At 63.6% G+C, this 25018-nt stretch carries 21 protein-coding genes and 1 tRNA gene; 4 read left to right on the forward strand and 18 right to left on the reverse strand.

Translation table 11 applies throughout. The features are described 5' to 3' along the window. Positions 1 to 382 precede the first annotated feature (382 nt). Positions 383 to 1156, forward strand: a complete 774-nt coding sequence (locus Q0J57_RS07845) for an MBL fold metallo-hydrolase (protein ID WP_297218991.1) — start codon at positions 383 to 385, stop codon at positions 1154 to 1156. Positions 1157 to 1884: 728 nt separating this feature from the next. Here Q0J57_RS07845 and ftsZ read toward each other — a convergent pair. The 15 genes from ftsZ to Q0J57_RS07920 form a co-directional block, all read right to left on the reverse strand. Further along, positions 1885 to 3198 carry a cell division protein FtsZ gene (gene ftsZ / locus Q0J57_RS07850; RefSeq protein ID WP_297218993.1) on the reverse strand — a complete coding sequence of 438 codons (1314 nt, stop codon included), beginning with the start codon at positions 3196 to 3198 and terminating at the stop codon, positions 1885 to 1887. Between the two features lie 48 nt (positions 3199 to 3246). Further along, a complete protein-coding gene (gene ftsA, locus Q0J57_RS07855; protein ID WP_297218994.1) occupies positions 3247 to 4482 on the reverse strand; it encodes a cell division protein FtsA in 1236 nt (411 codons plus the stop codon). Between the two features lie 13 nt (positions 4483 to 4495). Further along, positions 4496 to 5353, reverse strand: a complete 858-nt coding sequence (locus Q0J57_RS07860; RefSeq protein ID WP_297218996.1) for an FtsQ-type POTRA domain-containing protein — start codon at positions 5351 to 5353, stop codon at positions 4496 to 4498. Beyond that, positions 5341 to 6228, reverse strand: a complete 888-nt coding sequence (gene murB / locus Q0J57_RS07865) for a UDP-N-acetylmuramate dehydrogenase (protein WP_297218998.1) — start codon at positions 6226 to 6228, stop codon at positions 5341 to 5343. The genes Q0J57_RS07860 and murB overlap by 13 nt, the downstream gene beginning before the upstream one ends. After that, on the reverse strand, positions 6221 to 7597 hold the full coding sequence (gene murC, locus Q0J57_RS07870) for a UDP-N-acetylmuramate--L-alanine ligase (protein WP_297219000.1): 1377 nt from the start codon (positions 7595 to 7597) through the stop codon (positions 6221 to 6223). The genes murB and murC overlap by 8 nt, the downstream gene beginning before the upstream one ends. Before the next feature lie 66 nt (positions 7598 to 7663). Further along, positions 7664 to 8761: an undecaprenyldiphospho-muramoylpentapeptide beta-N-acetylglucosaminyltransferase gene (murG, locus tag Q0J57_RS07875; protein ID WP_297219002.1), complete on the reverse strand. Its 1098-nt coding sequence runs from the start codon at positions 8759 to 8761 to the stop codon at positions 7664 to 7666. Beyond that, a complete protein-coding gene (gene ftsW / locus Q0J57_RS07880) occupies positions 8743 to 9912 on the reverse strand; it encodes a putative lipid II flippase FtsW (RefSeq protein ID WP_297219004.1) in 1170 nt (389 codons plus the stop codon). Before ftsW ends, murG begins: the two co-directional genes overlap by 19 nt. After that, positions 9909 to 11234 (reverse strand): UDP-N-acetylmuramoyl-L-alanine--D-glutamate ligase, encoded by a 1326-nt coding sequence (murD, locus tag Q0J57_RS07885; RefSeq protein ID WP_297219006.1) that lies wholly within the window; start codon positions 11232 to 11234, stop codon positions 9909 to 9911. Before murD ends, ftsW begins: the two co-directional genes overlap by 4 nt. A gap of 117 nt (positions 11235 to 11351) precedes the next feature. Continuing rightward, positions 11352 to 12428: a phospho-N-acetylmuramoyl-pentapeptide-transferase gene (mraY, locus tag Q0J57_RS07890; RefSeq protein ID WP_297219008.1), complete on the reverse strand. Its 1077-nt coding sequence runs from the start codon at positions 12426 to 12428 to the stop codon at positions 11352 to 11354. A 22-nt stretch (positions 12429 to 12450) separates the two neighbouring features. Beyond that, positions 12451 to 13839, reverse strand: coding sequence for a UDP-N-acetylmuramoyl-tripeptide--D-alanyl-D-alanine ligase (murF, locus tag Q0J57_RS07895; RefSeq protein WP_297219010.1), 1389 nt, complete (start codon positions 13837 to 13839; stop codon positions 12451 to 12453). Next, positions 13830 to 15287: a UDP-N-acetylmuramoyl-L-alanyl-D-glutamate--2,6-diaminopimelate ligase gene (locus Q0J57_RS07900; RefSeq protein WP_297219012.1), complete on the reverse strand. Its 1458-nt coding sequence runs from the start codon at positions 15285 to 15287 to the stop codon at positions 13830 to 13832. Before Q0J57_RS07900 ends, murF begins: the two co-directional genes overlap by 10 nt. 1 nt (position 15288) lies before the next feature. Beyond that, positions 15289 to 17439 (reverse strand): penicillin-binding transpeptidase domain-containing protein, encoded by a 2151-nt coding sequence (locus Q0J57_RS07905; protein ID WP_297219015.1) that lies wholly within the window; start codon positions 17437 to 17439, stop codon positions 15289 to 15291. Positions 17440 to 17534: 95 nt separating this feature from the next. After that, entirely contained in the window at positions 17535 to 17831 is a 297-nt protein-coding gene (locus tag Q0J57_RS07910; protein WP_297219017.1) for a hypothetical protein, read from the reverse strand. Next, on the reverse strand, positions 17828 to 18844 hold the full coding sequence (gene rsmH / locus Q0J57_RS07915) for a 16S rRNA (cytosine(1402)-N(4))-methyltransferase RsmH (RefSeq protein ID WP_297219019.1): 1017 nt from the start codon (positions 18842 to 18844) through the stop codon (positions 17828 to 17830). Before rsmH ends, Q0J57_RS07910 begins: the two co-directional genes overlap by 4 nt. 10 nt (positions 18845 to 18854) lie before the next feature. After that, positions 18855 to 19301 (reverse strand): division/cell wall cluster transcriptional repressor MraZ, encoded by a 447-nt coding sequence (locus tag Q0J57_RS07920; RefSeq protein WP_297219022.1) that lies wholly within the window; start codon positions 19299 to 19301, stop codon positions 18855 to 18857. Between the two features lie 325 nt (positions 19302 to 19626). Here Q0J57_RS07920 and pyk point away from each other — a divergent pair, with 325 nt between their 5' ends. Beyond that, positions 19627 to 21045 carry a pyruvate kinase gene (gene pyk, locus Q0J57_RS07925; RefSeq protein WP_297219024.1) on the forward strand — a complete coding sequence of 473 codons (1419 nt, stop codon included), beginning with the start codon at positions 19627 to 19629 and terminating at the stop codon, positions 21043 to 21045. Positions 21046 to 21252: 207 nt separating this feature from the next. Here pyk and Q0J57_RS07930 read toward each other — a convergent pair whose 3' ends face one another. Genes Q0J57_RS07930 through rsfS form a run of 3 tightly spaced genes read right to left on the reverse strand, consistent with a single transcriptional unit; the run spans position 21253 to position 23431 of the window. Beyond that, a complete protein-coding gene (locus Q0J57_RS07930; protein WP_297219026.1) occupies positions 21253 to 21492 on the reverse strand; it encodes a hypothetical protein in 240 nt (79 codons plus the stop codon). Beyond that, entirely contained in the window at positions 21492 to 23033 is a 1542-nt protein-coding gene (gpmI, locus tag Q0J57_RS07935) for a 2,3-bisphosphoglycerate-independent phosphoglycerate mutase (protein WP_297219028.1), read from the reverse strand. Before gpmI ends, Q0J57_RS07930 begins: the two co-directional genes overlap by 1 nt. Beyond that, positions 23030 to 23431, reverse strand: coding sequence for a ribosome silencing factor (gene rsfS, locus Q0J57_RS07940; protein WP_297219030.1), 402 nt, complete (start codon positions 23429 to 23431; stop codon positions 23030 to 23032). Before rsfS ends, gpmI begins: the two co-directional genes overlap by 4 nt. A 116-nt stretch (positions 23432 to 23547) precedes the next feature. On the opposite strand from rsfS, the gene Q0J57_RS07945 reads away from it, so the two are divergent. Then, positions 23548 to 24852, forward strand: coding sequence for a phenylacetate--CoA ligase (locus Q0J57_RS07945; RefSeq protein ID WP_297219032.1), 1305 nt, complete (start codon positions 23548 to 23550; stop codon positions 24850 to 24852). Positions 24853 to 24941: 89 nt separating this feature from the next. Next, positions 24942 to 25016 (forward strand) — tRNA-Gly (locus Q0J57_RS07950). The last annotated feature ends 2 nt before the right edge of the window (positions 25017 to 25018 follow it).

Here is a 25018-nt window from a genome sequence, read left to right on the forward strand (position 1 = left end):
ACCGACAGGACACCCGCTCGAAGAAAACCATGCAGGGAACAGCCGGGCCTCCCTGGACAGACACCATGCCGCCCATGGTCCGGCCCGCTTCCCGACATGCCTGCGGCTTCATGCCGGGGTAACTGGCGACAGGACCTGCCTTTTCTCCGTATCCTGTCATGGCCCCCTCTGCCCGCAGCCGGCACATCAGCCCTTCATGCCGACGGCACCCCGCGCCTGCGCATTCCTATATCAATCTATAGAAATACAAAGAAACGGCAGGACAGGCCCGCTGAACTGTGCTATGCGTCATGCACAGGCAGACCGGCCACCCCCGCCATGACCGGCATCTGCAAAGGAGCTTTGCATGAGGATGTTTTCTATCCTGCTTCTGGGAGTTATCATGTCCACCATTATTCTCGCATCGTCCCCCCGTCAGGCCATGGCTGCCCCATGCCATACATTGCGCATGGGGCCTGCGGAAATTCAGGTGCTCTATCTGGTGGAGCGCGATCTGAAAACCGGCATCCTGCTGGCGGAAACAGCGGAACAGCAGCGCCGCATCGCCACCGCCTATCCACGGGGGCTGATTCATAACTCGCTGAACGTCCTGGTCATCCGCGGCAACGGCATTGTGGCCCTTGTGGATACCGGCTACGCCTGGAGCTTCCCGAACCTGGTGGCAGCCCTGCAACGCGTGGGTCTGTCCCCGGCGGATGTGACCCATGTGCTGCTGACCCATGCCCACAGCGACCATACCGGCGGGCTGGTGCAGGGCGGCAAGGCCGCCTTTCCCGGTGCCAGGGTGCTCTTTTCGCAAAAGGAGCTGGCCTACTGGACCAGCCCGGAACGCCAGACCGCCGCTGCGGAAGGCGAACGCACTCTGGCCGCCGAAGTGGGTGCCATTCTGCACGCCTACGGCGACCGCGTTTCCAGCTTTACCACCGGCCAGGACCTCTGGGCAGCCCTGCCCGGCATCACGGCTGTGGATGAAGCTGGCCACACTCCCGGCCACGTGGGGATCATGGCCAGGAACAACGGGCAGACCTGCTGCATGCCTTTGACGTGCAGTCCCCTGATCCTGCGCTGTCAACCGCCTATGACATGGACCCGGCTGCCGCAGCGCGCGTGCGCACGCAGCTTCTGCAGCAGGCCCGTCGCGAAGGCTGGCTGGTAAGCGGAGCACACATTCCTTTTGTGCAGCCACAGCGGCTTGACGCCACAGTCACGCCCTAGCAGGGGCCGGGCCGCATGCGCTGCCAGATCGGCGGGGACGCCACAGGCGTCGCAGCGCATGGTCCGCGCGCAGTCCGGGCCACCGGTTCCGGGCTGCTCGCCCGGCTGCCTGCCGGCCTCCAGCCCCTGCCACCGCACAGCCCCTCCGTCCTCTTCCATGAGTTCGCGGCGCTGACGACCGACGCCGCAGTCTGATCAAGGCCTGACACCGTCAGCCGTCCTTTCAGCAGCAGCCGGATACCCTCCCCTCGCGGGGAACAGGCGCGACACACCGCGTGCATCAGCGCTGCTGCCCTGCGGCAGGCGTACGCTGTCTCTCCGGCACAGGCAGCGAGGAACACCGCCAGGCCAGTTGCCCGCAATGTGCCTCACGGCCCTGTTCGGCCACGATCCATCCTCCCCAGCGCGCCGACGCCCCGCAGTTCTGCGGCAGGCGCTGCGCCCGTTCCACAGCAAACCATGCAAAAAGTCCGCGTTTCCCCAGGGAAACGCGGACGTGTGTGCAACTGGCAAAAATGCACTGGGAGGCCCCCATGGGCCTCCCGGCGGGCATTTCAGGACCGAAGAGGCAAGTCCTGAAAACGGGGCGTCATGCTTCGCGCAGCCAGGCCGCTGGCCTCGTGCTCACGGCGCAGGCCGGCTGCGGAAGAAGACGCGCAAAACCTGTGTCTAATCGGCCTGTGTCCTGAGGAAGGTGGGAATATCCCGCTCGTCCTCATCAAACAGAAAATCTTCATGACCGGGATTGTGCCGGCGCTGCTGTTTCATGACAAAGGGCGGGTAGCCGTTATTGTTCTCCTCGTACCAGGAACCGATTTCCGCGCTGCGGGAACGGCGAGGGCGAAGCTCTTCACGCGGTGCGGCCTTGCCAAAGGTGCCCGGCTCTTCCGCACGCGGGCGCAGGCGCGATTCCGCCATCACGGCATTGGCGCCAGGCTTGCCAAATTCGCGCACCTTGGCGCTGCCGGCATTGGCCGCCGCACTTGCCACCGGCGCGGGCTGGGCCGCCGCGGGAGGCTCGATGCCCGTGGCAATGACCGTGATACGGATTTCATCGCCCACAGCCTCGTCATACACCACACCAAAGATGATATTGGCATCGGCCGGCGCAGCCTCGGCAATGATCTCGCCGATTTCGGCAATTTCGTCGCCCGAGATGTCTTCGGGACCAGTGATATTGTACAGCACGGCCTTGGCGCTTTCCAGCGAGACATCTTCCAGCAGCGGACTCATGATGGCGCGCTGGGCCGCCTCGCTGGCACGGTTTTCACCGGAGGCAATGCCCGTGCCCATGAGGGCCAGACCGGATTCGGACATGGTGGTGCGCACGTCGGCAAAGTCAAGGTTGATGAGGCCTTCGCCCACAATCACATCGGAAATGCCCTTGACGGCATAGTACAGCACTTCATTGGCCCGTTGCAGCATCTTGCTGAAGGGTTCCTTCTTGGGCGCAAAGGCCAGCAGGCGATCATTGGGAATGGTGATGAGGCAGTCCACATGCTGCTTGAATTCCTCCAGCCCCTTTTCCGCCGCATTTTTGCGTTTGCTGCCTTCAAAGCTGAAGGGTTTGGTCACCACCCCCACGGTGAGGGCGCCAAGCTCCTTGGCAGCCTGGGCCACAATGGGGGCAGCCCCCGTGCCCGTGCCGCCGCCCATGCCGGCCGTCACAAAAACCATGTCAGCATCGCCAATGGCCTCACGGATGGCATTGACACTTTCCAGAGCCGCCTCGCGCCCCACATCGGGATTGGCGCCGGCGCCGAGGCCCTTGGTCAGCTTTTCGCCCAGCTGCACCTTGAGGGGCGAGGCATTTCTGTTGAGTGCCTGCACATCCGTATTGGCGCAGACAAACTGCACCCCGCGCAGACCGGAATCAATCATGTTCTGCACGGCATTGCCGCCGCCGCCACCCACGCCAATAACCTTGATCTTGGCATTGGTCGCCAGCGAGGTATCAATTTCATCCATTATCGACTGTGACATTGTTCCTCTCCTCGTAATGTTGCCTGTTTGCCCGCAAAGAATAAAAAGCTAAGAAATGTCGGAAAACCACTTCTTCATACGCGCAAGCACACCTTCAAACATGCCGCTCTCGCTGCGCGTCGTAAACTTTTTCTGCCCCGCCATTTCCTTTTCTGCGCCGTAGCGCAGCAGTCCCACCGCCGTGGAGAACTTGGGACTGTTCACCACATCCTTGAGGCCGCCCACATTGCGCGGGTAGCCGATACGCGTGGGAAGGTTGAAAATCTGTTCACCCAGCTCCTGACAGCCCTCGATGAGTGCCGTGCCCCCCGTGAGCACCACCCCCGCTCCGATCAGGTCCTTGTAACCGGACCTCACCAGCGTCTGGTCCACCAGGTACAGGATTTCTTCCATGCGCGGTTCACAGATTTCCGCCAGCACCTGGCGGGACAGACGGCGCGATTCGCGCCCGCCCACGCTGGGTACTTCAATGAATTCATCAGGCCGCACCAGTTCTGCCAGGGCGCAACCGTACTTGATCTTGATCTTTTCCGCCGAGGCCAGTGGCGTGCGCAGGCCGAAGGCAATGTCATTGGACAGGTTCTGCCCGCCCAGGGCCAGCACGGCCGTATGCTTGATGGCGTCATTGGCAAAGATGGCGATGTCCGTGGTGCCGCCGCCCAGGTCCACAAGCGCCACCCCGATCTCGCGTTCCTCATCGGTCAGCACGGCCTTGGCCGATGCCAGCGATTCCAGGGCGATATCCGAAACATCCAGCTGGGCGCGATGACAGGAACGCATGATGTTCTGGGCCGAGGAAACTCCGCCGGTCACAATGTGCACGCGCACTTCCAGACGCACGCCGGCCATGCCCAGCGGGTCGGCAATGCCGTACTGATTGTCCACGATGTATTCCTGCGGCAGGATGTGGATGACTTCGCGGTCCGCCGGAATGGCCACGGCACGGGCGGCATCCAGCACACGCTCGATATCGCGCGGCCCCACTTCGCCCCCCTTGACGGCAATGACCCCGTGGCTGTTGATGCCCATGATGTGGCTGCCCGCAATTCCCACATAGACGGAATTGATCTCGCAGCCGGCCATGAGTTCTGCCTCTTCGATGGCCTTGCGGATGGACTGCACCGTCTGCTCGATATTGACCACAACACCTTTGCGCAGGCCGGTGGAGATGCTGTTGCCAATACCCACCACCTCAATGACGCCAGCCTCGTTGAGCTGACCCACAACGGCGCATATCTTGGTTGTGCCGATATCAAGACCAACGATGAGATCCGACTTGTTCATGCCTTCATCCTACTCAGCTGCGTACATTCTGATTCAATATGACCCAGACGTTGCCGTGAACCGCACGCACGTCCCGAACATTCTTCAGTTCCTGCCGCCGGGCCAGATCGCCCAGGGTCACTCCCAGTCGCGCCAGATTGCCGCTCCAGTCATCCGTGGCAATGGAAAGGCGCAGTTCCCTGTCTTCCAGGTAGACTTCCACACCGCGGGAGGCGCTCAGCGTGACGGAAGCAATGGCCCCTGCCTCCACCGGCAGGCTGCCGCTGTTCAGGTCCGCCATGAAGCGGCCCAGGTAGTCGATGGCGTCCTCACCACCGTTTTCCACCAGCAGCGTGGGCAGGGAGAGAAAGTTTTCGCTTTCCACAGGGGCGATGATCTCGCCCCGCTCATTGGCGTAATACAGTGCCCCGTTGCGCTGCACCCAGAAGGACGGCATGCGCTCCCGCAGGCGGATAACAAAACGGTCCGGCAACAGACGCTTGACAGAAACCTCTTCCACCCAGGGGGTGGCCCGCAGGCGGCGCTCCATCTCCGTGATACTCACCGCAAGGCTGTTGTCGCCTTCCCGGATGCCGCCGTACTGCAAGACCATATCCCGCGACAGGCGCACATTGCCGCTTACGTCGATGTGGGTCGTGGCAAAAAAATCACTGGTTGTGGCCTTGCCGTACAGCCAGAGACTCAGCGCGCATACCCCCACCACCACAGCCGTTACCGTGACCAGCAGGCCCCCCAGGGCCAGAACGCTCACCATGCTGCCGCGCGGCAGATGAAAACGGGGTAGCCGCACATGCGGCAGGCGAAAAACCCGCCCTGTCCTCGGCTCCTTACGATAGCTGTTACGGGCCTTCTTCTTTCTCAGAAAGGACATGCCAGTATCCTGACTTCCGTCTCCAGCGTGATACCAAATTTCCGGGCCACGGCCTCTCGCGCCATGTCCAGCAGCGCAAAGGCTGCGGCGGCAGTTCCCCTGCCCTCATTGATGAGAAAGTTGGCGTGCAATGAAGAAAATGCCATGCCGCCCAGGCTTTTCCCGCGAAAGCCGGCCGCATCCAGCAGCTTTCCGGCGGAGACATCCGGCGCGGGATTTTTGAACACGCAGCCCGCGCTCCATGCTGTCACAGGTTGTCTAGACTTTTTCTTAAGAAAATTGTGACGCATGACTATAGCAATGCCATCCCTTGCCACCCGGGTCAAGCTAAAAGTACCGTCAAGAACCATAAATCCAGATGACTTGCCGGCAAAGAGCGTATGCCGGTATCCATAGCAAAACATATCCCGCGTGAATTCCCGCAGGCAAAGCCCATCAAACACTGTGGCCCGTTCCAGTCTGGCGCAGGTTTCGCAGCCAAAGGAGCCGGCATTCATGGCAATGGCCCCGCCCACACTGCCGGGAATGCCCGTCAGCCCTTCCAGTCCGCCCAGTCCGTTGGCAGCGCAGAAACGCAGCAGCCGCGGCAGGGGCACGGCGGCTCCCGCACGCACCAGAACATGCTCACCGCTGTCCTCAACAATCTCCGGTCCGTCTGTCAGGCCGCAGCGGACCAGCACCAGCGGCAGCTCCCCGTCCTGGGCCAGAATATTGCTGCCGGCCCCCAGCACCAGCATCTGTCCGCCAAGAGCCGTGAGGCGCTCGGGCACGCGCAGCGCATCCTCCCGGCATTCCAGCGTCAGTTCCGCCAGGGCATGCCCTCCCAGGCGAATGGTGGTCCGTTCCGCCAGGCGCGGCAGGGCCAGCTCACGCATGACTGTCGCCCCGTTCCAGCCAGGCCGGCCCCACGCGGGTGATGCTGCCGGCCCCCAGAGTCAGCAGCACGTCACCGGCTTGCAGCACCTGATCCAGATCCTCCGTCAGGGCATCCAGGGTCTGGTAATAGCGCACCGGCGTACTGCACACCTGGCGCATGCCCTGGGCCAGGCTCTCGCCGGAGACGCCGGGAATGGGCTTTTCCCCGGCAGGATAGATTTCCGTCAGCAGCACCAGGTCAATGGGTTCAAAGACCTTGCAGAACTCCCCGAAATGGGCCTGCGTGCGGCTGAAACGGTGCGGCTGAAAAGCCGCCACAATACGCCGACCGGGGTATATCTGCCGGGCCGTCTGCAAGGTTGCCGCAATTTCCGCCGGATGATGGCCGTAATCATCCACTACGGTCACGCCATGGCGCTCGCCCTTGAACTCAAAGCGCCGCCCCACCCCGGAAAAGCCGGCAAGGCCCTCGGCACAGCGCGCAAAGGGAATTTCCGCTTCCAGCGCCACGCCGATGGCAGCCAGCGCGTTAAGCACATTGTGATGCCCCGGATGCGGCAGGCGGATCTCGCCCAGCTCCTTGCCGTCCAGGCTCACCGTAAACCGGCTTACCGGGCCGCTTTCCTGCATGCCGGCGCGCAGGCGGGCATCCTCGCAGAAGCCGTAGGTCAGCACCGGCCGCTTCACGCGCGGCAGCAGGCGGCGCACGCCGGCGTCATCCAGGCAGACCACATTGCGCCCGTAGAAGGGAACCTTGTTCATGAACTGCACAAAGGCGTCATCCAGGGCATCCCGCGTGCCGTAATGGTCCAGGTGATCCTCGTCCACATTGGTCACCACATTGATGATGGGAAACAGGCAGAGAAAGGACGCATCAGACTCGTCCGCCTCGGCAATGAGATAGTCCCCTTTTCCCAGATGGGCATTGGTACCGTAAACATTGAGCCGCCCGCCGATAATGACCGTGGGGTCAAGCCCTGCCGTGTCAAAGATGGATGCCGTCAGGGAGGTGGTGGTGGTCTTGCCGTGGGTGCCGGCAATGGCAATGCCCTGCCGCAGGCGCATGAGTTCGGCCAGCATTTCGGCCCGGGGAATGATGGCAATATTGCGCCGGCGGGCTTCCACCAGCTCGGGATTATCGTCCGCAATGGCCGTGGACTTGACCAGAACCTGAACATCCCCCACATTTTCCGGCGCATGACCGATGGCAATATGCGCACCCAGTGACCGCAGATGGCGCACCACGGCGGAATCTGCCATATCGGAGCCGGAGATATCGTAGCCCTGGCTCAACAGGACCTCGGCAATGCCGCTCATGCCGGCACCACCAATGCCCACCATGTGAATATGTCGGATTCTGTTATTCATGACGTATATCCTGCTTCTGCCCGCATGGGCATTCCCGGCACGCAAAGACGTGCATCATTTTCCCTGTCAGCCGCGCTGGCGCGGGGCGTCAGGCAGGCCGCCCGCCACCCGTTCCAGCACATGGCACACCGCCTCCGCCGCATGCGGACATCCCGCTGCCAGCGCCTTCCGGCCCATGGCGCGACACGTTGCTTCATCCGCCAGCAGGGCCAGCAGCATACCGGCCAGGTCATCACTTGCCATCCGGCTTTCCGGCAGATGGCGCGCGGCACCGGCCCGCTCCAGCGCCAGCGCATTGCTGGTCTGGTGGTCATGGGCCGCGTGAGGAAAGGGCACAAGCACCGATGGCAGCCCCACGGCACACAGCTCGGCCACGGTGGTGGCCCCGGCCCGGCACAGCACCAGATCGGCCCAGGCATAGGCCCCGGCCATATCGTCAATGAAGGCGCTCACGCAGTCCCCGTCATAGCCGGCAGCTACGTAGGCCGCACGGGTGGCCGCCTCGTCTGCCCTCCCGGTCTGGTGGCGTATTTCCACCCCGGCCTCCCGGAAGCGCGACAACTGCTCCCGCATATAGGCGTTGATGGCGTGCGCGCCCTGCGAGCCGCCCATGATCAGCAGGCGCCGCCCCGTGAAGGAGCGCTGACGGCAGCCCACGGCCGCCACCTCTGCCCGCACGGGATTGCCCGTGAAAACGCATTTGGCCGCCGCAAAGCCGCTGGTGCCTTCCAGCGACAGGCATACCCTGTCCACCAGGCGGGACAGCACCTTGTTGCTCAGCCCCGCAATGGCATTCTGCTCATGAAGAATGCCCGGAACGCCGCACAGGCGGGCCGCCAGCAGGGGCGCGAACGAGGCGTAGCCGCCAAAGCCTGCCACCGCCTGCGGACGAAATCGCCGGATCACGGAAAACGCCGTGCCGCAGGCGCCCAGCATGTGCCAGGCCGCTCCGGCAGCACGCAGGCCCCGCCCCAGAAAACCACGCACAGGCAGCCCCACAAAGGGAATGCCGGCCCGCTCCACAAGCTGCCGCTCCGGCCCGTACTGCGATCCCATGAAAAGCAGTTCCAGCCCGGCATGCCGGCGCCGCAGCTCCTCGGCCACGGCCAGTGCCGGAAAGATATGGCCACCGGTTCCCCCGGTGGTCAGGAGGACTTTTTCCATCCTTCCGCCGTCCTTGAAAAATTCAACAACAGGCCAATACTGGTCATGGTTGCCAGCAGATTACTGCCACCATAGCTCATGAGCGGCATGGGCACGCCCTTGGGCGGAGCCACGCCCATGACCACGGCCAGATTCATGACGCAGCCCAGGGCGATGATGGCCGTCAACCCAAAGGCCGTGAAGCGGTCACGCAATTCCCGCTGCCCCATGGTGATGCGGTAGCAGCGCCAGAACAGCAGGCTGAACAGCAGCATGACCACGCTCACGCCCACAAATCCCAGCTCCTCGCCCAGCACGGCCATGATGAAGTCGTTATGGGCTTCGGGCAGATAGAACATTTTCTGCTTGCTGGCGCCCACGCCCACACCGAAGAAGCTGCCCGACCCGATGGCCAGCAGGGATTGCACCAGGTGGTAGCCCGTATTGGACGGATCCGCAAAGGGGTCCAGAAAGGCCAGCAGCCGGCGCATGCGGTAGGGCGAGGAAATGGCCAGGGCCACGGCCCCGGCACCCACAAGGCCCATGGCAAAGACCAGATAGATAAGGCGCGTTCCTCCGGCCACACACATGAGGAAAAGCAGCATGGCCAGCACCACCGAACTGCCGAAATCCGGCTGGAGCAGCAGAAGAAAGCAGAACAGGCCCGTCACCGCAAAGGGCGGAATGACCCCGCGGCTGAAGGTCTTGATGAGGTCCTGCTTGGCACTCATGAAATAGGCCAGATACAGGGCCATGGCCACCTTGACGAATTCCATGGGCTGCACGGCAAATGGCCCCACGGGTATCCAGCGCTTGGCGCCGTTGATGGTGGGCGTCAGGGGCGAAAGCGTGATCAGCAGCAGCAGCAGCGACAGAAAGAGCGCCGGATACTGCAATTTGTACAGCCAGTTGCGTGGCAGCAGGGCAGCCACCCACAGGGCCAGCAGCCCCACGCCGGCAAAGGCGACCTGCCGTTTGAAAAAGTAGTATTTGTCCCCGTTCTCGATTTCCGCCACGATACCGCTGGCAGACAGCACCATGATGAGGCCGATGGAAAGAATGACCACCGTAAGCGTGAACAGCCACCAGTCAAAGCTGCCGGACAGCGTTTTTTCCGCCACGCGGGAAAGCACCGTGGCTGCCTTGCTCTGGCGAAAATTGTTCTTCTTCATGCCAGGTCCCCGACAATGCGTCTGAAATCCTCGCCACGCCGGGCATAGCTTGCGTACTGGTCAAAGCTGGACGTTGCCGGCGCCAGCAGCACCACATCGCCGCGTTCCGCCGTGGCAGCCAGCGCCTGCACGGCATCCTTCAGATACTCATGCCAGTGCAGCGGCACGCTGCCCTTCCAGGCATTTTCAAAATATTCCCGACTGCCGCCAAAAAGGGCCACTTCCTTCACGTGCCGTTGCAGCAGCGGCAGCAGGGCTTCCAGGTCGCCCCCCTTGTACTTGCCGCCGCACAGCAGGCGCACGGGCTGCGCAAAGGCTTCCAGCGCCACCCGCAGAGCGGAAACGGTGGTGCACTTGGAATCATTGACGTAGAGCACGCCATGATGCATGCCCACCTGTTCCAGACGGTGCGGCAGGGGCTGGAAGGCCGCCACGGCAGCCGCGGCATCGGCCTCGCTCACGCCCACAGCCCGGCAGGCCTGCCAGGCGGCTTCTTCATTGAAGCGATTGTGGCGGCCCAGCAGCCGGCTGCCCGGAAAGCGCGGCGCACAAACATCCGGCAGGAAAATCTGCCGTGCCCGCAGGCCGAAGGACGCGGCCAGCGGGCGCAGGTCCTCATGCAGAATGGCTATATCGTCCTCGGTCTGGCACTGAAACAGGCGGAACTTGGCCTCCGTGTATTCGTCCATGTCCTTGTGATAATCCAGGTGATTGGGCGAAATATTGAGAATAACCCCCACATGCGGCCGGAAGGTGGTACAGCCCTGCAGCTGAAAGCTGGATACCTCCAGCACAAGCACATCGGCCTTGCGGCCCGCCAGAAGATATTCCGACAGGGGCGTTCCGATATTCCCCCCCAGAAACACGCGGCGACCTGCCTGCCGCAGCATGGCCGCCATCAGGCTCACCGTGGTGGTCTTGCCGCTGGTGCCGGTAACGGCCAGCACCGTTTCCCCGTCCAGGCAGCGCCAGGCCAGCTCCATCTCCGACAGAATCCGGCACTGCGGATCGTGCGCCCAGGCGCCCATCATCTCCCGCAGGCGGGCCACAGGCAGCGCCGGACTGGGGACCACCAGGGATGCCCCCCCGAAAAAGGCCTCACGGTGCTCGCCTGTCAGCACTTCTATGCCGTCACGCCGCAGGTTTTCCTGCGCAACGGCATCCAGCGCCTTGGCATTGCTTTCCAGCAGACGGACGCGCGCGCCCCGCTTCCGCAGCAGGCGGGCAGCCGCCAGGCCGGAACGTCCAGCCCCCACCACTACAGCCAGCTTGCCCGCTTCTTCCGCGTTCCTCTGCCACGCACCGCACTGTTCCTGAGTCATGCTCTTCTCCCCGGCGATCCGCGCCGGACTAGGGCTTATCGGGGCAAATCGGCTGCTCCGAAAGTATCATTATTCCTCTGACGGCAGGCAGACATGCCGTTTGCCGTCCCGGCCCGCTCAACGCAGCTTGAGCATGGAAAGGGCCACCAGCGCCAGCAGAATGGACGTGATCCAGAACCGTATGATGATCTTGGATTCCGGCACGCCCTTGAGTTCAAAATGATGATGCAGGGGCGCCATGCGGAACAGGCGCTTGCCGCCCGTCCAGCGGAAATAACCCACCTGCATGATGACCGAAAGCGTCTCCACCACAAACAGGCCGCCCACCACGGCCAGCACCAGCTCCTGCTTGCTGAGCAGCGCCAGATAGCCCAGGACGCCGCCCAGGCTGAGCGACCCCACATCGCCCATGAAGACCTGCGCCGGATAGGCATTGAACCAGAGAAAGCCCAGGCCCGCGCCCACCAGAGCGGCACAGAATACCGTCACCTCGCCGATGCCCGGCACATAGGGCACCAGCAGATAGGAGGCCAGGCGAGCATTGCCGGTGACGTAGATGAAGATGGCAAAAACCGCACTGGCCACAATGGTGGGGCCTATGGCCAGACCGTCCAGGCCGTCGGTGAGATTGACGGCATTGGAGGCAGCCACCATGACAAAAACCCCGAACGGCACATAGAAAATGCCCAGATCGGGCGTCCATTCCTTGACAAAGGGGATGAGCAGCGTGGTGTCGCAGTTGTCGTTGATATACAGCAGCCACATGGCCACCAGCGCCACAAGGCACTGTCCCGACATCTTGGCCCGGCCGGAAATGCCGCGGTTCTCGTGATGGCGCAGCTTGGTCAGGTCATCCCACAGACCCACGGCGCCGAAGCCCACAAAGACAAAAAAGGTCTGCCACACGTAGGCATTGGTCATGTCGGCCCACAGCAGCAGGCTCAGCCCCAGGCTGAAAATAATCATGATGCCGCCCATGGTGGGCGTTCCGGCCTTGGCGGCATGGGCCGTCACATCCTCATGGATGTACTGGCCGCACTTGACCCGGCGCAGCCAGGCAATGAAGCGCGGCCCCAGCAGGACCGAAATGACCAGCGCCGTGATGAGCGCCCCCAGAGAGCGAAAGGTGATGTAGCGAAAAACGTTGAGCGCGGTCCATTCGCCCACCAGCGGAACCAGAAAATAATACAACATGCCGTCGTGTTCTCCCGCTGTCTCAGGCCTGCGCCTGCGACAGGGCTTCCAGCCAGCCTTCCAGCCGGTTGCTGCGCGATCCCTTGAAAAGCACCAGGGCGCCGTGCGGCAGGCCCCTGCCCAGCTCCGCCATGACGCCGCAAAAGGCCGCAGCGTCTTCCGGCTCCAGGAACGGCCCGTGATAGCCGCCCCGCTCCAGGCCGGTGCGCACAGCCTCGGCCTGGCCCCCCTTCCAGATCACCGCCACCGGCCGCAGTTCGGCCAGATGGCGTCCCAGTTTTTCATGCTCCGCTTCGCTCACATCGCCCAGTTCCCGCATCTCGCCCAGCACGGGAATGAAGCTGTCCGCCGCTTCGCGCTGTGCCATGTCCGCCGCCGTATCCAGCATGCGGCGCATGGAAAGGGGATTGGCATTGTAGGTATCGTCAATGGCCTTCCATGGCCCGATGATCCGCCGGGCAAAGCGCTGGCCGGGCATTTCGGCCCCTGCTATGCCCCGGACGATGGTTTCCGCCGGCAGTCCCAGCAGATAGGCCGCGGCCGCTACGGCAATGCAGTTTTCCGTCCCGTAGTCTCCCTGAAAGGGCGCCAGCACATCGCAGGGCGTACCGTCCAGCCAGAGGCGATAGCGGCCCCGCTCGCCCTGGCGGCCCGTAGGCGCCCCGCGGAACTGCAGGGGACGGCCCTCGGCCGTGAAATAACAGAGATCGGCACGCACAGCGCGGGCCTCGCGCACCAGATCGGGATAATCGGCATTGACCAGACAGATACCGTTGCGCGGCACATAGGACAGCAGACGGGCCTTGTGCCAGGCCACGCCACGTGCGCCCAGCCCCTCGGTATGGCCTGGCCCCACATTGAGAATGAGCGCCAGGTCAGGACGCAGGATGGCGCCCAGGTCATCCATGTCGCCCTCGTGGCTGATGCCGGCCTCCATGACCCAGAAGGCTTCGTCCCCGTCGGTGGACAGCATGGACAGAGGCATGCCGATCTGATTGTTGTGGTTGGCCGCATTGCGAGCCGTCTTGCCATGCAGGGACAGCACATGGGCCAGCAGTTCCTTGATGGTGGTCTTGCCGGCCGTTCCGGTGATGCCCACCACCCTCACCGACGCACAGCGCGTGCGCCACAGGGCAGCCATCTGCCCCAGGGCCTGAACGGCATCATCCACCAGCAGATAGGGCACCGTCAGCCCCTCCACGGGCCGCGTGCCCAGAATGGCCACGGCCCCGGCGGCCTCGGCCTGCCGTGCATAGACATGACCATCCGTATGCTCGCCGGCAATGCACACAAAGAGGGACCCCGGCCGCACGGCCCGGCTGTCCGTGGTCACGGCGCTTACCGTCTGCCCGCCTCCGCCGGCAAGCGGACAGCCCACTGCCGCCGCCAGCGCTTCCAGTTCTATGCGCACCCCAAAATCTCCCGCACCACTTCCTGGTCGCTGTAGTGATGCTTGACACCCTGAATGATCTGATAATCCTCGTGCCCCTTGCCCGCGATGAGCAGGGCATCCTGCGGCCCCATCATTTCCAGCGCCTTGCGGGTGGCGGTGCGGCGATCCACCTCCACCAGCACTTCCCGCGCCCGGGCCAGACCGGGCAGCACATCGCGCAGGATGGCCTCCGGGTCCTCAAAGCGGGGATTGTCCGACGTCAGGATGGCCACGTCCGCATACTGCGCCACAGCCTCGCCCATGAGCGGGCGCTTGCTCCGGTCGCGGTTGCCGCCGCAGCCGAATACGGCCAGAATGCGCTGGAATCCCGCGCCACGCAGCGCCTGGAGTACGTTGACCAGCGCATCGGGCGTATGCGCATAGTCCACAAACACATTGAGACCGCACGCATTGTCCACGCGCTCCAGCCGTCCGCTCACCCCACGGAAGCTGCTCAGGGCCTGAAGGTCTTGCGGCTGGCAGCCAAGCCCCAGCGCCAGCGCCTGCACGCCCAGCAGATTGAGGGCATTGAACTGCCCCACCAGCGGCGAACGCAGGTCCCACTGCCGGTCCTCCAGCGTCATGTGCAGGTGCAGGCCATCCGTACCGGAATGGCGCAGTTCACCGCGCAGATGGCGATGAACAGCCGCGGTAGCGGCCGGCGCCTCGTGCAGGCCATAGGACAGGGCCGCCGGGCAGCGCTCCAGCAGGCGGCGGCCCCAGGGATCGTCGGCATTGACGGCCAGTACCTTGTCGGCACGGGGCAGCTCGCAGAAAAGGCGGGCTTTGGCGGCAAAGTAGTCTTCCATATCGGGATGGAAATCCAGATGGTCCTGGGTCAGATTGGTGAACAGCGCCCCGGCAAAGGGCACGCCGCACACCCGCTGCTGGGCCAGCGCGTGAGAAGAAACCTCCATGACCACCGTGTCCACCCCGGCCTGCGCCATCTGGGCCAGCATGGCGTGCATGTGCAGCGGGTCCGGCGTGGTCAGAGGCGCTGCCTCGCAATGCCCCGGCCAGCGGTAGCTCACTGTGCCCATGACGCCCACCTTGTGGCCCAGCGCCGTAAACAGGTGCTCCAGCAAATAGGCGCTGGTGGTCTTGCCGTTGGTTCCCGTAATGCCCAGTATGGTCAGCGGCAGCGACGCGGTGTGCCAGCGGGCCTCGGCCAGCTTCCAGAGCGCCTCGCGCGGATCGGAGCAGGGAACCACGCGGCAGTCCGCACCGTCCAGAGCGGCCGCCGCAGCCGGCGTGCAGACAATGATGGCGGCACCGGCCTCCCGCGCTGCGGGAATGAAGCGGGCGCCGTCCTCGCTGGCACCGGGAACCGCCACAAAAATGTCGCCGGGACGTACCTGGCGGGAGTCGGCGCGTACCTCCAGCCCGCCCTGCGCCACCTGACGGAGCAGGTCTTCCAGATGTTCCATGCTATTTCTCCGACAGCCACAGAATGTATTTCACGTTCTTGCCCTCTTCCGCCCAGTCCGATCCGGGGGGAGGACTCTGCCTGACCACGCGTGCGCCCTGTCCCTTGAGTTCCGGCACAATGCCGGCCCGGGCAAAAAGCTCCACCGCATTGCGCAGGCTCTTGCCCTGCACGTCCGGCACCTTGGTGCTGGCCCGGCTGCGGTGCCCGGGCAGCTGCATGCCCTTGTCCGGCGCCTGCCCCAGGGGCACAGCGGCCGACGCCAGATAGGGCGCCTCCACCCGAGACAGCTTGAGGCCGCGCTGCCGCGTGCCGGGAACCGGCTTTTCCTCCTTGCGGGCTTCCGCCACCGCCGTGGGCACAATGTCGCCGCTGTAGGTGATGGAACGTGCCGCAATTTCCCGGAATACCGGAGCCGCCACCACGCCGCCATACTGATTGCGCGTGGGTTCGTCCACCATGACCAGAATAAGGTAGCGCGGGTCATCGGCCGGCAGAAAGCCCACAAACGATGCCAGACGCTTGCTGCCGTAGGCGCCGCTGCGCCGGTCGGCCTTCTGGGCGGTGCCGGTCTTGCCGGCCACCTCCACGCCGTCAATGCGGGCGCGCTTGCCGGTGCCGTCTTTTTCTTCCACCACGTCGCGCATCATCTTGCGCACCTGGCGGGCCACGCTGTCGCTGAAGATGCGCTGGTACCGCTCCTGCACATTGCCGTCATCCATAACCAGGCGCAGCGGCTTGTACACGCCGTTGTTGAGCAGGGTCAGATAGGCCTGCGCCATCTGCAGGGCTGTCACGGAAATGCTCTGCCCGAAGGAGGCGGACATGACGTCCACATCGCTCCAGCTGCGCGGCGCACGCAGAATGCCGCGGCTGTCAGCCACGGGCACGGACGTATGCTCTCCGAAGCCCAGGGCGTGCAGATAGCGGTAGGTCGTGGCGGCCCCCATTTCCATGCCGATCTTGGCCATGCCGATATTGGAGGAATAGCGCAGCACCTTGTGTGCCGGCAGCACACCCTGCCGGGACGTGTCGCGGATGGTGAACGTCTTGGTTTCCCAGCGGCCCTCTTCGCAGTCAATGGCCGTATTGTAGCCAATTTTCCGTTCCTGCAGCGCCGCAGCCATGATGAAGGGCTTGAAGGTGGACCCCGGTTCCAGCGCATCGGCAGCCAGCCGGTTGCGATAGATGATGGGGCTGGCTTCGCGATAGTTATTGGGATTGAAGAAGGGATACTGCGCCCAGGCCAGGATGTCGCCGCTCTGGGCATCCACCACCAGCGCCCCGCTCCAGCGGGCGTCGTAGTCGCGGGCAGCGCGGGCCACGGCCTCTTCAGCAATGAACTGCATCTGCACGTCAATGGTCAGATGAATGTCTTCCCCGCGCGGTTCGGAGCGTCCTTCCTCGTGCAGGTAGAAGCGGCGCCCCGTGGCGTCGCGCTGCACCACCTGCCGGGTGGGAATGCAGCCCAGACGCGATTCCAGCGAACGCTCGATGCCTTCCAGCCCCTTGTCGTCCAGCCCCACAAAGCCCAGCAGCTGGCCGGCCAGATGCTTGAAGGGGTATACGCGGTCAAATTCCTTGGTCAGACCGATGCCAGGAATATCGGCCTTGCGCACAGCCTCGGCCGTATAGTCATCCACCTTGCGGCGCAGCCACACAAAGCGGCGGCTGGTTTTGGACAGGCGGTCGTACAGCTTTTGCGGCTCCATGCCGAGGATGGGGCCAAGGGTATTGGCCATGACCAGAAAATCCTGAATTTCCTGCGGCTTGGCATAGACGGAACGCGCCTCCACACTGCGGGCCAGCACCTGGCCGTTCCGGTCAAAGATCATGCCGCGCCGGCCGGTCACCAGCTCGGTGGCCATGTGCTGGCGCTGTGCCCTGTCAGCCAGCCGCGGCCCTACAATCATCTGCAGATACCAGGCACGGCACCACAGACCGGCCCAGACAAGACAGAAGCAGACCACGATGAACTGGATGCGCACGCGCGCCCAGTCCACATTGGCAAAGCGCTTCGGCTTCTGGACCTTGCCGGCGGCATCAGCGAGAATACGGGAAGCCCCGGGGCGCCGCCTGGGCGTCCGCCGTTCCCGATTTTCGTTTTTTTTCGACGTGTTGCGTTTGGAACGCGACAGCGAAAAATGCAGCATGATTCTCTTCCTCTTTCGGCGCACTCCGCCAGGCCGTAACCGGCAGCCCGGGGAAACGGCCCGGACACATGCCGACGCGCCATCCGGCGCGTCCGCTACTGCAACTGCATGCGGCGCACCTGCCCGGGCTTCGGCTCCTTCATGCCGAATTCCTCGGCCCGGCGGCGCAGCTCGTAGGGGGAAAGCAGCCGCTCCCGCTCTACCTGCAGCTTGGCGCGCAGGGATTTGCGCTCATTGAGCGTATTCTGCGCAATATTGATAAAATAATTGGTATCCATCCGTTCAATATTGACCCAGACGAGCACCAGCCCCATGGCCATGCAGGCCAGAATGCCCCAGGCCAGCACCAACAGCCAGCCGCGCCCCGTGGGCCGGGGAAGGGAGGCCTTCATGCGCATGGGGCACCGTTCCCTGCCGTGCTGCCTTCGGCAATCTTTTCCACCGCCCGCAGCTTGGCGCTGCTGGCCCGGGGATTGCGCGCCAGCTCATCTTCAGCGGCCTGCACGGGCTTCTTGAACAGGATGCGCACCTCCGGCACATGCCCGCACACGCAGACCGGCACATGCCGGGGGCAGCGGCAGCCCTCGGCCCAGTGGCGCATGGCCTGCTTGACCATACGGTCTTCCAGCGAATGAAAGCAGATGACAACCAGCCGCCCGCCAATGGGCAGACGGTGCAGGATGCCATCCAGAAAACGGCGCAATTCGCCCAGTTCGTCATTGACCGCCATGCGCAGCGCCTGAAAGGTGCGCGTGGCCGGGTGGCGTCTGGCCTTGGCCCGCCATGCCGGGGGATAGGCCTTTTCCACGATCTCGGCCAGACGGGCCGTGGTGTCGATGCTTTCCTTCTGCCGGGCATCCACAATGGCGCGGGCAATGCGCCCGGCCTGCGGTTCCTCTCCCAGGGTGGCAATACATTCCTTGAGCCGGGCAAAACTTTCCCGGTTGACCCAGTGCCAGGCCGACGGCTGGCCCGAATGCTGGTCCATGCGCATGTCCAGCGGGCCGTCGCCGTAAAAGCTGAATCCCCGTTCCGCCTCATCCAGTTGCAGGGAGGAAACCCCGATATCCAGCAGCGCCCCCTGCACCGTCGACCAGCCCAGGGCATCCAGCGCTTCTTCAAACTGGCTGTAGCGGCAGTGCACCCCGTGGAAACGCTCCCCGTAGCCGGCCAGACGCTGCCGGGCCAGGGCCAGGGCCTCCTCGTCACGATCCAGCCCGCACAGCTCCACCCGCGGCGAAGCCTCCAGCAGGGCGGCACTGTGCCCGCCCAGGCCCAGTGTGCCATCCAGCAGGCGCACAGGCCCCTGCCCCCCGGTCCAGAGCGGCGCAAAAACCTGAAGCGTTTCGCGCAACAGCACGGAAATATGACGCGACGCAATGTCGTCCACAGCGGAAGCACCCATGCGATATACCTTACAGAGAAAATTCGATGCCGCTGGCTGCCAGCTCGGCGGAAACGTCCGTCAGCTCGATGGCATCAAGCCGGCCCTGATCCCAGATCTCGAACTTGTCGTACATGCCCACCAGCACCACATCCTTGCACAGGCCGGCCTCGCGCATGAGCGGCTGGGGAATGCGCACCCGCCCCTGTGCATCGGGAAGCATTTCCTGCGCCAGCCCGATAACCTTGGACTTGAAGTTGGACAGCGCAGGCGACGGAAAGCGGATGCGGTTCAGCTGTTCGATGATGGCATCCCAGTCATCAGGCAGATAGGCGGTAAGATGGCCGTAGTAAGCCGTCAGCCAGAAGGTGCCGTTCCCCCCTTCGGCCACGAGTCCCTCGCGAAATCCGGGAGGCAGCATGAGGCGCCCCTTGGCATCCAGGCTGCGGCTGAAACTGTTGCGGAAAAACTTTTTCACGGCTTACCACATTGTTACCATCTTTTACCACTTTTTCCCACTTATGCCCCAAGGGCTACCCCCTGTCAAGCTGCAACGGATATGATTTTTTCTTTATAATTATTTGAAATATATAATTTTATTTGCCATCCTGCCCGCTACTGTCCCCCTGGCCGCATTTTGCCGCCTTCCCACACGGGGCAGCCCGTTTTCCCCACCGCGGCAGGCCGGCCGCAGGCGGCAGCGCACGCCGGCCCTGTCACCTTGACAGCTGGCCCGAAAGGCAGAATAGTCCAGGGCACGCCCCAACACGCTCACTAACACGCCGTACCGGCAGGGAGCCACCATGAGAACCAAGATCGTTGCCACCATAGGACCGGCCTCCAACACCCGCGAACGTCTGCGCGAGCTGGCACAGGCCGGGGTCAGCATCTTTCGCCTGAACTTTTCCCACGGCAGCGCCGCTGACTTCATGACCGTCATCGAGCACATCCGCGCCGTGGAACAGGAGCTGGGCACGCCGCTGACCATCATGCAGGACCTTTCCGGCCCCAAGATCCGCCTGGGCGTTCTTGAGGAAAAGGCCATCCAGGTGACCAAGGGCATGCAGCTGCTGCTGGGTCCGGCTGCCCGGCACAGCAGCGAACTGCCCTATCTGCCCTTTGATCACGAGAACATCCTGGACAGTCTGGAGGCCGGGGACCGCATGGTGCTGGCCGACGGCGGCCTGCAATTCACGGTGCGGGAGCGCCGCGCCGACGGTCTTGTGCTGCTGGAAGCCGACAATAACGGCATGGTCACCTCGCGCAAGGGCCTGGCCCTGCCCGGCAAGGCCACCCGCGTCAAGGCCCTGACGGCCAAGGACAGAAAGGACCTCAGCGATGGTCTGGCCCTGGGCGTGGACGCCGTGGCCATTTCCTATGTGCAGACGGCCGATGACGTGCGTGAAGCCAAGGAAATCATTGCCGCCTCGGGGCGCAACATTCCCGTGGTTGTCAAGCTGGAGCGCCAGAATGCCGTGGAAAACCTGGATGCCATCCTGGACGTGACCGATGTTGTCATGGTGGCCCGGGGCGACCTTGGCGTGGAATGCCCCCTGCCCCAGCTTCCCGCGCTGCAAAAGAACATCATTGCCGCCTGCAACCGACTTTCCAAGCCGGTCATCGTGGCCACACAGATGCTCCTTTCCATGGTCAGCAGCCCTGCCCCCACCCGGGCCGAAACCACGGACGTGGCCAATGCCGTCCTTGACGGTGCGGACTGCGTCATGCTGTCGGAAGAAACGGCCATGGGCAGCTTTCCCGTGGAAACCGTTCAGTACATGCGCCGCATCACCGACGAGGCCGAAAAGCTGCTGCTGGAAAAACGCCAGATCACGCCCCCTGCCGACAGTACCGGCATCCCCGGCTTTCTGGCCTATTCGGCCTGTCTGCTTGCCCGGCGCGCTCAGGCGCAGGCCATCGTGGCCCACAGCATCACCGGTGCCTCGGCCAGGCTCATTGCCGGACACCGCCCCTGCCAGCCCATCTATGCCCTGACGCCGGACCCCATCACCTTCAAGGCGCTCAATTTCTCGTGGGGGGTCCATCCGGTGCTGGTATCCCTTGCCGAGGCGGAATCCAGCCACCTGCGCCGCGCCCAGCAGTTTGTGATGGACAACCCTGCCATCACCGCCGGGCAGTGTGCCGTCATCACCGCCGGACAGCGCACGGGCGCCGCCGCAGAACCCCAGGGGACCAATCTGGTCAAGATATACTGGAAGTAACGACCTGCGCCGTCCCGGTGCGCCATTGCCATTCTCACGCAACGGGCGGTCCCTCCCTCTGGGGAGAGACCGCCCGTTTTCTGCCCGGCACACATGCCTGTCTGCCTGCTGTCCGTGCGACATCAGCAGCCGGCGTTTGCGCCGCGCCATTGCCGTCCATAAAAAAAGGCCGCCCGAAGCGGCCTTTCCTTACCCGGTGGGCAGGCGCTAGAGAAAATCAGGATCCGCCGCGGCCCGGCCTCCGGCCAGCATGATGCGCATGTAGTGCAGCGTATGCTCCTCCACCGGAATGATGGGGAAGCGATAGCCGCAGGCGTCGCAGGCAATGAGCTTGGCCTCGGTGGCCCCCACCACGGGCAGGGGCCGTCCGCACTGCGGACAGCGATAGAAAAAAAGGATCTCCATACCCTCGGGCGGCACGGGCTGCTGCGGACGATCGGAAGTCATCAGGCATTCTCCTCGCTCAGGGTCACCAGCGGCGTGCCGGTCATCTGCGGCGGAATATCCATGCCCCAGAGGCGCAGCAGAGTGGGCGCCACGTCGGCCAGCCTGCCGTCAGCCAGGGACAGGATGCGCCCGGGCTGCGGGTCCAGCAGGATGCAGGGCACGGGATTGGTGGTATGGGCCGTCTGGGGGCTGCCGTCAGGGGAAATCATGACTTCGCAGTTGCCATGATCCGCCAGCAGCAGCAGCCGGCCATGGCGAGCTTCCACAGCGGCCACCATGCGCCCCACGCATTCGTCCACCACCGTACAGGCCTCCACGGCAGCCGGAAGTTTGCCGGTATGCCCCACCATGTCGCCATTGGCCAGATTGCAGACCACCAGGTCATAGGTGCCCGTATTCCAGGCTTCCACGAATCGGTCCGTCACTTCGCGGGCACTCATGGCCGGCTTCTGGTCATAGGTTTCCACATCGCGGGGCGAATTGACCAGCAGTCTGTCTTCACCGGGAAAGGCCTCTTCCCGGCCGCCATTGAAGAAGTAAGTCACGTGGGCATATTTTTCGGTTTCGGCCAGGCGCAGCTGGCGCATGCCGGCCCGCGACACGGTTTCCCCCAGGCCCATCTGCACCATTTCCTTGGGAAAGGCCACGGGAAAGGTGAAATCGTCCTCATAGGGCGTCATGGACGCCACAGCGGACAGGGCAGGCACATGACCGCGCGGGAAGCCGTCAAAGTTTGCCTCCGTAAAGGCACGAACCAGCTCGCGCATGCGGTCTGCGCGGAAGTTGAAGAAAAAGATGCCATCCCCGTCTGTCACCTGGGCGTGCTCCACCCCGGCCATGCGCACGGGCTTGACAAATTCGTCGGAAATATCCGCCGTGTAGGATGCCTGCATAGCTGCCAGCGGATCATCCGCCACAGCGCCCTCTCCCTGCACCATGACCTTCCAGGCCTCGTGCACCCGCTCCCAGCGCTTGTCACGGTCCATGGCATAGAAGCGCCCTGCCAGGGTGGCTATCTGCACCTGCGGCCATGCCGCCGTGGCCTGCTGCAACTGCCGTATGTAGTGCTCACCGCTGCGGGGGGGCGTGTCGCGCCCGTCCATGAAGCAGTGAATGCGCACGGGCACGCCGGCCTGGGCCGCCATCTGGCACAGGGCTTCCAGATGCCGGATATGGCTGTGCACGCCGCCATCGGAGAGCAGCCCCGCCAGATGCAGGACGCCGCCCGTGCCGGCCAGGTCATGCAGCAGCTGCTGCACCACGGCATTGCGGCGGAAGCTGCCATCCTCCAGGGCAACGTCGATGCGCGTCATGTCCTGATAGACAATGCGCCCGGCCCCTATATTGAGGTGCCCTACCTCGGAATTGCCCATATAGCCGGCAGGCAGCCCCACATCACGACCGGATGCCGCCAGGCGGGAACACAGGGCGCGCGCCGCCAGGGCATCCAGATGCGGCGTGCTGGCCAGGGACGGCGCATTGCCCGGCCCGGCGGGGGCCAGCCCCCAGCCATCAAGGATCAGCAGCAGGGTGGGAGTCATGCGTCCGCCTCCTCCCCCTTGCGCAGCAGGGCCGCGGCGCTGTCGCCCCAGAGGGCTTCCAGCTTGTAGAGGTCGCGCACGGATTCCTGAAAGATATTGACCACAAGATCATTGCAGTCCACCAGAATCCACTGCCCGGCGGTATAGCCTTCCATACGCAGATACTCGAAATTCTGCTCGGCGCACAGGGCGGAAAGGCCGTCGGCAAGACTCTGGGCATGGCGGACGGACGTGGCAGAGGCCACAAGCAGGGCCTCGGTAAAAGCTCCCTGACCGCTGAGGTCAATGGCTTCCACATTCTGGGCCTTGTGTTCCTCCAGCCAGTTGCGCAGAATGGCCAGTTTTTCCAGGGTGGGCATCAACGAATATTTTTTGGGAGTAGGTGTCAGGTTTTGCATGTCATCTCCATAGCGCAAAGCGCCGTGCAGGGCAATCCGTACCAGCTGTGCATGCTTGACCCGCTGGCACTTTTGGTGCAATGCCAGGAGAGCATCACTTTTCAAGGAGAAGCGCCGTGTTGTTCAATATCCGTCAAGAAACCCTGCCCCGTGAAGACCTTGAAGCCCTGCAATTGCGCCGGCTGCAAGATCTCTGCGCGCGCGTCTATGCCAATGTGCCCTTTTATCGCAAACGCTTCGAGGAAAGCGGCCTGACCCCGGCCGACGTGAAGTCCCTCAAGGACCTGCGCCTCCTGCCCTTTACGGAAAAGCAGGACCTGCGCAACTACTATCCCTTCGGCCTGTTCGCCGTGCCGCGCGACAATATCGTCCGCCTGCATGCCTCCAGCGGCACCACGGGCAAGGCGGTGGTGGTGGGCTATACCCAGCGCGACCTTGACACCTGGGCCGAAGTGGCGGCCCGCAGCCTTTCCGCTGCCGGCGTCACCCGCTCGGACACCGTGCATGTGGCCTACGGCTACGGCCTGTTCACCGGCGGGCTGGGCGCCCATGGCGGTGCCGAACATCTGGGGGCCACCGTGGTTCCGGCCTCGGGCGGTTCCACCCGCCGTCAGGCATACCTTCTGCGGGACTTCGGCGCCACGGCCCTGTGCTGTACGCCCTCCTATGCCCTGCACCTCTGGGAGGCCGGCCAGGAAGCCGGTATCGACTTCCGCGACCTGCCGCTCAAAACGGGCGTTTTCGGCGCCGAACCGTGGACCGAGGAAATGCGGCAGGACATTGAACAGAAAATGGGCATCAATGCCATGAACATCTACGGCCTGTCCGAGGTCATGGGGCCGGGCGTGGCCATGGAATGCCTGGATGCCAAATGCGGCATGCACATCTGGGAAGACCACTTTCTGCCGGAAATCATCGATCCTGTCAGCGGGGAAGTGCTGCCCGCAGGCGAAACGGGCGAACTGGTCATCACCACCCTGACCAAGGAAGGCATCCCCCTCATCCGCTACCGCACCCGCGACATCACCAGTCTGGACTACACGCCCTGCCGCTGCGGCCGCACCCATGTGCGCATTACGCGCATCAGGGGCCGCTCCGACGACATGCTCATCATCCGCGGCGTCAATGTCTTCCCGCAGCAGATCGAAAGCATCCTCATGGAAAGCGAAGGGCTTACCCCCAACTATCAGCTGGTGGTGGACCGCGTGCACAACCTCGATACGCTGGAAGTGCAGGTGGAAGTGAACGAGACCCTCTTTGCCGACGAAATCCGCAAGCTGCAAAGCCTGGAAGGCCGCATCCAGAAGACCATCAAGGAATTCCTGGGCGTTTCCACCAAGGTGCGCCTCATGGAACCGCATTCGCTGGAACGCTCCGAAGGCAAGGCCAAGCGCATCATCGACAAGCGCCTGGAAAAGTAGCTGCCTGAGCCGTGCAAAACAAATCGTGGAAAAAAACAAACTTTCTGTTGACAGAATAACGGAGGGAGCGTAGAGTCTTTCTTCGTTGAGCGGGAGTAACTCAGTGGTAGAGTGCAACCTTGCCAAGGTTGAAGTCGCGGGTTCAAATCCCGTCTCCCGCTCCACA

Source organism: uncultured Desulfovibrio sp. (assembly GCF_944324505.1).
In the GTDB taxonomy this organism is placed as follows: Bacteria; Desulfobacterota; Desulfovibrionia; order Desulfovibrionales; family Desulfovibrionaceae; genus Desulfovibrio.